Source organism: Candidatus Binatia bacterium (assembly GCA_026415395.1).
Classification (GTDB): Bacteria; Desulfobacterota; Binatia; order HRBIN30; family HRBIN30; genus HRBIN30.
In genome coordinates this window covers 62,125-73,075 of the sequence record JAOAHD010000002.1, presented here as the reverse complement: position 1 = coordinate 73,075, position 10,951 = coordinate 62,125, and the positions used below count along the sequence as shown (strand labels likewise).

Sequence of the window (10,951 nt, the reverse complement as noted above, 5' to 3'; positions counted from 1 at the left end):
TTGGGGCGATTCTTTTGTTCTCCTGTCCCCCGCCCACGTGGGCAGAGGAAGGATTTAGGTCCGCTGTCGGCGTGCCTGGCAACTGGGCGCTCGTAGCGGGCGGGTGCGTGTCCGGAATCGGCGCCACTCCGCGCAGCAAGTGTCGCACCCCACTGCACGCCAATGGCATCCCTGGCAAACGTGGGACTTGCGCTGTTCGGAATCGATCTGCTGTGGCCGCATTGCCTTTGTGGGCGGCACGTTTGCCCGGCTCGGATCCTTCGAACTGCGACGCGTCGAAGCCCGTCGGGTCGAAGGACTTATTTTTGCCGACAGCGGCGCCCCGCTCGCCAAAGTGCAGCCACGCGTGCATCGGCATAGCCTGCGAGGGTACTTGCGGGAGATTAGCGGGCAAAGTGTTGACCGCTTCATGTTGCCCGCACCCCCGGTCTGTCCATTCATGCTGTACGCGGCAGTCCGCTCATGCTCCATGTGGAGCAACCCAGGAGGAACACACCCACACGAGCAGCGGGAGGAGAGCAGCAATGAAACCGAGGCGTTCCTTCAGCAGAGCGATCGCATGCGCATTGGCGGCCACACTTGCCTCTGGCCTCGTCGCTCCAGCGAGCGCCCCCACCTTTCGCCATCCCAAGCTCGGCTACACGGTGTGGTACCCGGATGGCTGGAAAGTGCACTCCCCACCGGAACTGATCGAGCCGCTCGCGCCACCCACGCCCGCGATTTTGGGGGATTGGCGATTTACGGTGGGGGTATCGGTGAAAAAGCGTTCCTCTTCCGAAGTCGACGGGTTGTTTGTCGCCTCTAGCAGTGGTGCAGCGGGGTACGTGAACGACGGCAAAGTGTTACCCGAAGATCACACGGAAGTGGCCGTTTGGCGGGAGGGCGTGAGGACCCCGTGCTCGTAGGTACTCGAGAAGCTGCTCGTCAACCGATTCGCCGGCAGGGGTCGGGATGAGGCCGAGGCACCCGGGAAAAGGGCGGGAATTCCTGTCATATACACGTGGGCAAGCTCATACTGGCAGTGGCCGGTGCTTTACATGTTTGCCTGCAAGGAGCTGGGGGAGTGGCGCTTTGTGGTGAGGCTGGCCGGCGGCGGACTAGGCGTGAACTTGGAGCAACTGCTGCAGCTCATGGCGCAGACTTACGACAGCTTGCAATTCGCGGGAGGGGCAAAATGAGCAGCAGAGGTTATCGGACGTTGGGCACGCGCCGGTCTGTTCTCGATTAAGTTCGTCGCGCCCCAATGACCATGATGGCCTTCCGACGATTTTTGACGGTATCGACACTCTGAGACGGGCGCTGAATTCGCCGTTCGGCAGACGATGTTCTCCTCCGGATTTTCTTTCGACACCAAAACCGCTGGATTGTCCTGGACGAAGTCGCCGTCGCCCGGCTGGTGGTCCATGTCAACGAAATGGGCATCGGTTTTCCTGCCGGAGGCAACTCAGGCATCCTGCTCGGACACGAAGGAGGATCGATCATGTCTTCGTGGGCAAGGATCGTGGGCGGGACAATGTTGTGCGTGCTAAGCGCGGGAAGCGCAGCCGCTGCGTGGTTTATACACCCATGCCGAGGATACCGGGTGTGGTACCCGGACGATTGGTACCTCAAGCCGGATTCGTCCGAGGGATGCGGGGACTTCTCGATTATCGACGTGCCCTTGGATGACCCCCGCACGACCAACCCGAGAACCATCATCGATGAGGGAGTTGCAGCCATTTGGTTGAAAATCCAAGAGTTCGATCGTTCGTGCCGCGATTTGCTGTAGAAGTGGACGCGAACGGGTACGCAATGGAAGCATTGGAACGAAAAGAGCATCGGGGGGTGTAATTTCGTCACCGTGTGGCGAGCGGAAGCTGGCGTTGTGGAACACCATGCCTGCTGGTCGGATGCGCACCAGCAGTACGGGTTCCATCTCCACATCGGTGCGCCCCATCCCCGTTACAAGCAAGTTGTTGCCACCTGGGAGAAGGTGATCGCGAGCCTCTAGCTCCCGGCACAACAGAGCCCGAGCAAGCCGCCTGCTACGCCCTGATCCGCGGCGCCCCCCTTTGAGCAATCGTCGCCCCAGAAGCGTGTGCGGAGGTCACAAGCTTTGCGGGGCGGGTCGCCACTGCTGATGCAGCGCAGGGTGCGTGAGGCAGCCGCCGGAGCGACCGAGTGGTCACACAAGGGGCGGATGGCAAATCAGCAGCGAGCGGCGAGTCGGGAGCGCTCGATGAAACAGCGAATGAGGAATGGCCGTTCGGTCTGATGGTCAGCCGGACGGGGGCCAACGCATGCGTCGCCAGGCCTGCGGGCCCGATGCGGCCAGCAAATGGATCAGCGAGCAGCGAGTGGCGAGCGGTGTGAAAGGCGAACGGCGAATCGGAAATCGGGAACGCGCGCCATGCATCTTACGGCCCTGCCGCAACGCGATCGTAGGGCCGACGTATGCGTCGCCGCCTTCGGTGTCACAGCCCAGCAGCGTGCCCGGTGGTCCGGGAGCGCCCCCTTACCCTGTTTCCCTCTCCCCCTCGCGGGGGAGAGGGAGATTCTCTTGCTGGGCTCTGCACGTTTGCCGCCCGTGTAGTCGCCGCGCGATATTCGCAAACCCTCGCCCCCGGCAGGGGGGAGAGGGTGCGGCGTTAGCCGCGGGTGAGGGGGCGCAAGTGGCCAGTAGCGAGCAGCGACTGGAAGGGAATGGCGAATTCGGAACACGTCGATTCGCGATGGTGTTGCCACCGCTGCCCCGCGGGTGGCCGTCTTGGCACGCGCCACCAACGCCATTGTAGGAGCAGCCCTTGTGGCTGCCCGCGTTGCCAGCCATCGCGCCGCCGCTGCCTGCTCGACGGCCGATCCCCCCACCCCCACGGGCAGGCACAAGGCCTGCCCCTACAATGCATTTGCCGGTGACCACACCGCGAGGGAATCTTTGCCACGACGCAACCCGTAGGGGCGACGCATGCGTCGCCCGTGGTTCCGTCACCACCCGCGTCCCACACCCTCATCCCCCGTCTCCACCGGCGGTGCACTTCCAGCGCCTCCGGCGATGACGGACTAGCCTCGAACACAAAAACAGGGTAGGCAACGAACAATCGTTCGTTTAGGAAGGGGCCCATGCCACAAAACGTGCCCGAATTCCGCTTCAGCGATGCAGCGCTCAAAGTGCGGCAGTTTATTTACGAGTACTGGTGCACTCACGGGCGCGCGCCCAACTTGCGCGCTGTGCACGAGGCCACCGGGCTCTCGCGCCGCGAAATTGCCGAGGCGTACAAGGAGCTGGACCTCGGCATCATGTGCGTGGTCGATCTCACCACCCAAAACCTCAACATCCTCAAGGCCCCACCCTTCTCCAGCTACCCAACTCCCGCAGAAATTCACGTGGGGAACCGCTTCCTCGCCTACGCCGGGTGTGCGATGGAATCGCTAGCCGTGTCGATGATGCCGCCGCTGCGCGACCAAGACGTGCGGATCGAGGGCTACTGCGCCCAGTGCCTCGGCCCCGTGCGCCTGCTGAGCCGCAACGGCGAACTCCTCAACCACGAACCCGCATCGTTGGCCATCCACGTGAGTTCGAGCCCGCGGGAGTGGAACACCACCAACATCGTACACATGTGCGATTCGATGAATTTCGTGTGCAGCCGCGAGCACGCAGAAGCCTACGAACGGGCAATCTGCCGGCGGGGAGTGTTGTTTTCCCTCGAGCAAGCGCTGCGCTTTGTGACGCCAACCGGCAAGTCGCGCATGTGGCAGTACGACCGGCCGCCGGATTATTTGCGCCCGGACCGCGTGCTCGATTTTATTCGATCTCTGGGGGTCGATGTCAGCGGCTGGGGGGAGTAACGCGCAGCGCGGGGCTAGGAGCACGATGACACAAGCATGGTACGAACCACTGAGTGCTGCTGACCGATCGTTTCTGCTGTTCGAGAAGCGTTCGACCCACATGCACCTCGGTGGCGTCACCCTGTTCGAAGCTGGCTCCCTCGTGCGACCAGACGGCGGCATCGATATCGAACGCATCCGCGCCTACATCGCCTCCCGATTGCCGCTCATCCCCCGCTACCGGCAGCGGCTCGCTTTCGTGCCGTGGGAAGGAAGCCCAGTTTGGATCGATGACGATCGCTTCAATCTCGACTACCACGTGCGGCACACGGCGCTGCCGCGCCCCGGGGACGAACAGCAACTGAAACAGCTTGCTGGGCGGCTGATGTCCATCCCCCTGGATCGGCGGCGGCCACTTTGGGAAGCATGGGTGATCGAAGGTTTGCAGGACGACCGCTTTGCCATCCTGTTGAAAACACACCACGCCGTGGTGGACGGAGTTTCCGGCGTGGACTTGATGGCCACGCTCCTGCAACCGTCACCGGTCGAACGCTTCGAACCGCCCCCACCTTGGCGCCCGCGGCCAGCACCCTCAGGTGCCCAGCTTCTCCGCGACAAGGCACTGGAGCGAATGTCCTTGCCAGTCCAACTGTGGCGCGCGGCGCGTGCGGCGTTGGAGAACCCGCAAGCGGCGCTCCAGCAGGCAACGCAAGCAATGGATCGGAGCTGGTCGTTCATCCGCTCGGGCTTGCGCTTCCCGAGCCCGACACCGTTGAACCAGCCCATCGGCCCCTTCCGGCGCTTCGACTGGCAAGAGCTCCCGCTGGCTGCAGCCAAGGAAATCAAGAACCGATGGGGCGGCACGGTCAACGACGTCGTGCTCGCCACCGTAACCGGAGCCGTGCGCCGCTATCTGTTACGAAAAATGGTCAGCCTCGACGGGTTGGACTTTCGCGCCGTCGTGCCGGTGAGTTTGCGGCGAGCGGAGGATCACCCAGGGCCGGGCAATCGCGTGTCCGCGTGGCTCCTCTCTTTACCCGTCGCAGAGCCTCATCCGCTGGCCCGCTACCGCACACTCGTGGCCGAAACCGAGCGCCGTAAACACACAGGCGAAGAGCGCGCGCTCGAAGTGTTCACCCGCATCGCGGATGTGATGAACCCCGTGCTCACTCTCGGTGTGCGGGTGGCGATGCGGATGTCGCCCTTCAATTTGATCGTCACGAATGTGCCCGGACCGCAGTTTCCGCTCTACCTCCTCGGCTCGCGCCTGCTCCGCGGGTATCCAACCGTGCCCTTGTTCGATTACCAAGGGCTCGGCGTCGCCATCTTTAGCTACGACGGCCGCCTGTTGTTCGGCGTGAATGCCGATTACGACTTGGTGCCCGACGCGCACGACTTTGCCGCCGACCTACAGGCAGCATTCGGTGAATTGCAGCACATGCAAGAGGCACGCGCCGAGCGCGAACGGCGCACACCCCTTCGGCGCTCACGGCCGACGCGTGCGAACATCCGCAAGTGAGTGAAGGGAAGGAGGACTGGGATGGAATTTGGGCTGTTTGTTCAAGCGCACGTTCCACGGCACGAAATGGAAGCCAATCCGGAAGGAGCCGAACATGAACGGCTTCTGCGAGAGCTCGATCTCGCGGTGCATTGCGACCGCAACGGCTTCAAGTACGTCTGGTCGGTCGAGCACCACTTCCTGGAAGAATATTCGCACATCAGCGCTTCGGAGGTATTTCTCCCGTACATTGCGGCACGCACCGAGCGCATCCACGTCGGCTCAGCCATTTTCAACATCACCCCTCCCGTCAACCATCCGGCCCGCATAGCAGAGCGGGTGGCGATGCTGGATCACTTGAGCGAGGGCCGCTTCGAGTTCGGCACCGGCCGGGGCTCGTCGAGCACGGAATTCAAAGGCTTTGGAATTCCGGACAGCGATACAACCCGCGAAATGTTCGACGAAGCATTTCCACAAATACTGAGGATGTGGAAGGAGACACGCTACAGCTTCACCGGGAAGTATTTCTCCATGCCGGAACGCAACGTACTCCCCAAGCCGTACAGCAAGCCGCACCCGCCGCTGTGGATGGCGTGCGGGAACCCCTCCACCTTTGAAAAGGCAGCGCGCTTGGGCGTCGGGGCGCTTTGCTTCAGCTTGGGCTCACCCAAGGATTTTGAGCCGCTCATTCGGGTCTACAAAAAAACCATTCGCAACGCCGAGCCCATTGGCGACTATGTCAACGACAACGTGGCCTGCGTCACCCAACTCGTATGCGCGGAGGACGGCCAAGAAGCGCGCCGCATCGCGTGCAACATGGGGAACATGTATCACGTGAGCTTGGTGTTCCGGTACTTGGACACCTTCCCCCGCCCGGCCGGAATTCCTCCCTGGCCGCAAGTGATCCCCGAGCCGACACTCGACCAACTCGAAGAACGCATCCGCACCGGGCAAAGGATCGTCGGCGATCCCGAGGAATGTGCTCGGGCCGTGCAAAAATACGTCGACATCGGGTGCGACCAAATTATCTTCGGCATCTTGGCATCCACCCAGCCCCAGTGGGTGGCCAAGCGCTCCGTGGAGCTGTTCGGTAAGTACGTCATTCCCCGCTTCGACAAAGATCCGATCCACAGCACCACGCGCTATCGCTTGGCTGCCCTCGGCCGTACGCCTTCCGCCGAAGGAGCGCAGCCCGCAGTGCGGAGTTGACCATGACCGGCGGTTCCCCAGCCAGCGGTGCCGTGCAAATTTGCCCCCCGGGCCGCCTGGTTTGCGGCATGCAACTCCCAATTGTGGCACAAAGCCGCGTGTTCGCTCAGCCTTGGGAAGCTGGCGCCGGCCGCGACGAGATTCGCCGCATCGCGCAGGCCTGCGACCGAGCTGGTTTTTTCTATCTGGCGGTGTGCGACCACATCGCCATCCCTCGTGCACAAGCCGAAGCGATGTCGACAGTTTGGTACGACATTTTCTCTACTTTGGGCTTCCTCGCAGCGTGCACCGAACGCATCCGCTTGTTGTCGTACGTGCTAGTTCTGCCTTACCGGCACCCGCTCGTTGCCGCCAAGGCTCTGTGTACCCTCGATGCGCTATCCGGCGGACGCTTGATCATCGGCGTGGGCGCCGGGCACCTGCAAGGCGAATTCGCCGCCTTAGGGGTGGATTTTGCCAGCCGAGGCCGCTTGCTCGACGAAGCCATCGTTGCGCTGCAGGCAGCATTGACGGAGGAATTTCCCACCCACCAAGGAACCTACTGGCGGTTTGCCGACTTGGGCATTCGGCCGCGGCCCGTTCAGCGACCACGCCCTCCGATTTGGGTGGGCGGCTCGACACCCGGTGCGCTCCGCCGCGCTGCACGGCTCGGGGATGGGTGGTTGCCGCAAGGCGTGCCGGCCATAGGCATGGAAGCTGCGCTCGAGTACTTGCGCCGGGAGCGTCAACGGGCGCGTGGCAACGAGCCGCTGGAAGTGGGCATCAACTCACCTTGGTTATACGTGGGAGAGCCGCCCCCCGAGCTGGCACCGCACTGCACCAGCGGCTCGCCCGAGCAAATTGCAGCGCTTATACGCCGCCTCGGTGCCTTGGGCGTGCAACACATCGGCGTGCGTTTCCGTAGCCGGTCGTGCGCGGAACTGGTGGAACAAATCGAGCGCTTTGGATCCGAGGTCCTACCCCTGCTGGAAACAGCGAGCGAGTGCGACCCGGCCAAACGCTGATTTCCCCGCCGGGGGAACAGCGCGCGACCACGCAACCATTGGACGCAGGCGCAAAGAGCCTAGCGCTCGGCGCGCGCCTACCGGGAGTTGCCTCCGGTGCCCACCCTTGCTTGCAGAGCGCGGCGCTGTGTTTCCACTCGTTGCCGCTGAGCGGGGTCGCCCGGTGTACAGCGCTCTAACGCGACCAACGCCTCCTTCCATCTCTGCAAGCCCTCGAGCGCAGCCGCACGGATGCAGGCGCGACGCGTCCACTCGTCGTTGGCGGCCATGACCCGCATCCCCTCGCTGGAGTCGAGCACGTCGAGCGCGTCTGCAAAGGCGTGCGCTGCCACGTACAGTTCCGCTAGTTGGAGTTCCAACTCAGCATCACGCCGCGAGGTTTGCGAATCGAGCGCGAGCGGTCTCAACAAGGCCAAGAAGCGCTCGTTAATGGGTTGCGGACCCGAGCGCAGAATTGCGAACAAACCCCGCAACCGTTCGCCACGCTGCGGCCCTCCCGCGCCCGCGACCGCAGTGAATTCCCGCATCACGAAGAGGTCTCGCGGATAGGCCCTGAGAAACTCTCCGCCCACTTCGTGAAGCACCGGGTCCAGGGGATCCTGCTCCAACCACGCAAGGAGGAGGCGCAAGCTGCTGAGTTGGTTCAGCCCCGCAAGCCGCTGTTGGTAGCGGCCCCACTCTCGCAATGCCGCCACCGGAATGTCACGGGCACGGAGCAGGAGTTCATCGTTGCCCTGCAAACGCGCCTCCTGGATCATCGAGGCTTGCGAGCCTTTATAAAATTCGCGCGCTGCCTGGAACTCGAGCAGAGGTCGGCGGTCGGTGTGCACCGGCCCTTGCCCCGCCAACGCACGCACACCGCTAGGCCCGGCGATTTCCAATGCAAAGACGCTTTCCCATTGCGTCAGCCCGATCGCACGCAAATCCGAGGCGTGCGCAAAGGCGGCGCGAGTGGCTTCGGGGTCGAGCGTGCGCGGCCCTCGGGAGGCCACCAGGACAAAGTCCGCATGGTTGCACTGAAAGAGCCGCACATCGGGAAATTGCTCTGCAGCAGTGCGTAAGATCATGCTTACCACGTCATCGCTCGTCTCGTACGTATGGAACCACTGGACCAACATGCCGCGCGGCGACAGCCGCTTTCGCGCTTGCGTGAAGAACTCCCGGCTGAACAGGTTGCTCACCCCCGACACCCAGGGGTTCGAGGGTTCGCTCACGATCAGGTCGTAACGGTGCGGGGTGCGAAACAAGAACGTGCGCGCGTCTTCCACGTGCACGTGCACGCGGCTGTCCCCGCGCACCGAATTCACCCAAGGGCGAAAAAACTCGGCGGCCTCGATCACTTCCGGGGTGATTTCCACGACGTCAATCGCCTGCACGGGGTGCCGCGCAATCGCCCCCAAGGTCATGCCACTGCCATAGCCGATCACCAAAACCCGCTCGGGATCGCCGAGAATCAAGGGCCCCAAGTGCCCCACCAGGAGTTGTGTCTCGCGATCACCGACGGCCGAGGCATCCGACTTGCCGTTGACGCGCAAGATCACATCGTCGGCGGTGGTTTCCACACTCACGGTAGCCGTGGCACCGTCGCGGTAATACACGAGCTCTTGCGCGAAGCCAGCCTTGTAGTCGCCAAAGCTCAAATCCGGCCCGATCCCCTCGTGCCGGCGGAATTCTCCGGCAACGAGCAAGCGCAGGTCCCAGTGAGGAAGCAAGAACACGTAGAGGCCGAACACCGCCGCCAGCGCCACCACGACCTGCGCCCTTTGTCGCACACTCGCGTGGCGATCCGCCACGATGAGGGCACTCACGACAGCAAGCGTCATCCCGGCCGCAGCGAGAAACGTACCGCGCAGCGATAGCCACGGTAGCAAGAAAAGCCCAGCACCCACCGTACCCGCAATCGTTCCCAACGTGTTCGCCGCAAGCACGGCGCCCACCGGACGACCACGCCCAGAAATCACTTGCGCGGCCGCATGCGCGAGCGCCGGGAAGGTAAGCCCACTCGTAAAGGTGAGCGGAAACATCACGGCAACCCAAAAACCGAGGACGGCAAGCTGATACGCCCCAAAACCCCAGCCCGACTGGCGTACGAACCACAGCAGGCGCGCGGACAGGTACGGAAGCCGCTCGTAAAACGGCAAACAGGCGAGCAGCACGGCAACACTTGCGAGCGAGGCGATCAAAAAGAACCGGAGCGGCCGACGCCGCGCCGGCTCCCACAGGCTGTACACTAGCCCCCCACTGGCGATGCCGAGAATGAACGCTGTCAGCATGATGGAAAAGGCGTACGTGGAGGAGCCCGTCACCAGCCCGCACAAGCGGATCCACACTACTTCGTACATCATGGCAACGGCGCCCGATGCCGCGGCCGCTAGCGGAATCAGCCAGCGGTAGCCTCGAATCGCTGTTGCCTCGCCAAACGGGCCTCGACCGTCGCCAACTTGGTCAGGCAACGCCGATGCCCGAAGCGCGTGGTCCAGCACCAAGGCCGCCGCTCCCACGGCAAGATTCAACGCCGCCGCGGCGAGGAACGGAGCATCCAGACCCCAACCGGGCACCAAAATGAAACCCGCCGCTGCCGCTCCGCTTGCCGCCCCGAGACTATTGACAGCATACAACCACGCCACCCCCCGGCCGAATCCCTCGCGGCTCAACCTGAGCGCACGCACCAACACCGGCAGGGTGCCACCCATACAAATCGTGGGCAGCACCATGGCGACGACACAAAGCCCGGCTTGAACGACCTTTGACCCAGGATGCGGCGGGGGCACGACGCCGAGTAGCCACCAGTAGGCGTTGCTCCAAAGGGGAAAACCGAGCGCAAAGGCAGCGGTGCCCACCGCAACGACAATTTCGAGAAGGCCATAGAGGCGAAGCGGCCGAGCGCTGCGATCGGCCGCCGCACCCCACAGCGCACTGCCCACCGCCAATCCACCCATGAACACGGCGAGCACCCCAACTTGGGCATGCGCCGTGCTGCCGAGCAAGAGCGCGAGGTAACGGGACCAAATCACTTCGTAGACGAGCCCGGTGAAACCCGACAAAAAGAACAACAGCGTAATGATGGCGACACGCATGAACACCGCGACCCTCGACCCTCGCACCATACAAGCGGCACTGGCCCTTTTGCCAGAGCGTTCCGCTTCGCAAGCGAGAAGCGAGTGGCGAGTGGCGTGAGAAAGAGCGAATAGCGGATAGCAAATGGTGAACGGCGGACCGGGAACGCGCGCCATGCACCTGGCCACCCTGCACCAACACCCCCGTAGGGGCGACGCATGCGTCGCCCGTGGGGCGGGGACGGTGTGGCCAGTGAATGGCGAATGGATCAGCAAGCGGCGAGTGGCGGGAGAAAGAGCGAATGGCAGATGGGGCATGCGGAACGCGTGCCTTGGCGGACCCTGTCGCGACCGCTGCCGCGCGTGTGGCCACCTTGGCA

At 63.3% G+C, this 10,951-nt stretch carries 8 protein-coding genes; 7 read left to right on the top strand and 1 reads right to left on the bottom strand.

The window, feature by feature from the left end:
* The first annotated feature begins 524 nt into the window (after nt 1-524).
* The 7 genes from N3C12_00890 to N3C12_00860 all read left to right on the top strand — a co-directional run bounded on the left by N3C12_00890 (nt 525) and on the right by N3C12_00860 (nt 7,515).
* Nucleotides 525-905 (top strand): hypothetical protein, encoded by a 381-nt coding sequence (locus N3C12_00890; protein ID MCX8070994.1) that lies wholly within the window; start codon nt 525-527, stop codon nt 903-905.
* 132 nt (nt 906-1,037) lie between these two features.
* A complete protein-coding gene (locus tag N3C12_00885; GenBank protein ID MCX8070993.1) occupies nt 1,038-1,178 on the top strand; it encodes a hypothetical protein in 141 nt (46 codons plus the stop codon).
* Nucleotides 1,179-1,480: 302 nt separating this feature from the next.
* Nucleotides 1,481-1,768 (top strand): hypothetical protein, encoded by a 288-nt coding sequence (locus N3C12_00880; protein ID MCX8070992.1) that lies wholly within the window; start codon nt 1,481-1,483, stop codon nt 1,766-1,768.
* 1,331 nt (nt 1,769-3,099) lie between these two features.
* Entirely contained in the window at nt 3,100-3,825 is a 726-nt protein-coding gene (locus N3C12_00875) for an alkylmercury lyase family protein (GenBank protein ID MCX8070991.1), read from the top strand.
* Between the two features lie 25 nt (nt 3,826-3,850).
* A complete protein-coding gene (locus N3C12_00870) occupies nt 3,851-5,323 on the top strand; it encodes a wax ester/triacylglycerol synthase family O-acyltransferase (protein ID MCX8070990.1) in 1,473 nt (490 codons plus the stop codon).
* A gap of 21 nt (nt 5,324-5,344) precedes the next feature.
* Nucleotides 5,345-6,511, top strand: coding sequence for an LLM class flavin-dependent oxidoreductase (locus N3C12_00865; protein ID MCX8070989.1), 1,167 nt, complete (start codon nt 5,345-5,347; stop codon nt 6,509-6,511).
* A 2-nt stretch (nt 6,512-6,513) separates the two neighbouring features.
* Complete coding sequence (locus N3C12_00860) at nt 6,514-7,515, top strand: TIGR03619 family F420-dependent LLM class oxidoreductase (GenBank protein ID MCX8070988.1); 1,002 nt, start codon at nt 6,514-6,516, stop codon at nt 7,513-7,515.
* Nucleotides 7,516-7,592: 77 nt separating this feature from the next.
* On the opposite strand, the gene N3C12_00855 is transcribed toward N3C12_00860, so the two are convergent.
* Nucleotides 7,593-10,592 carry a fused MFS/spermidine synthase gene (locus N3C12_00855; protein ID MCX8070987.1) on the bottom strand — a complete coding sequence of 1,000 codons (3,000 nt, stop codon included), beginning with the start codon at nt 10,590-10,592 and terminating at the stop codon, nt 7,593-7,595.
* Nucleotides 10,593-10,951 lie beyond the last annotated feature (359 nt).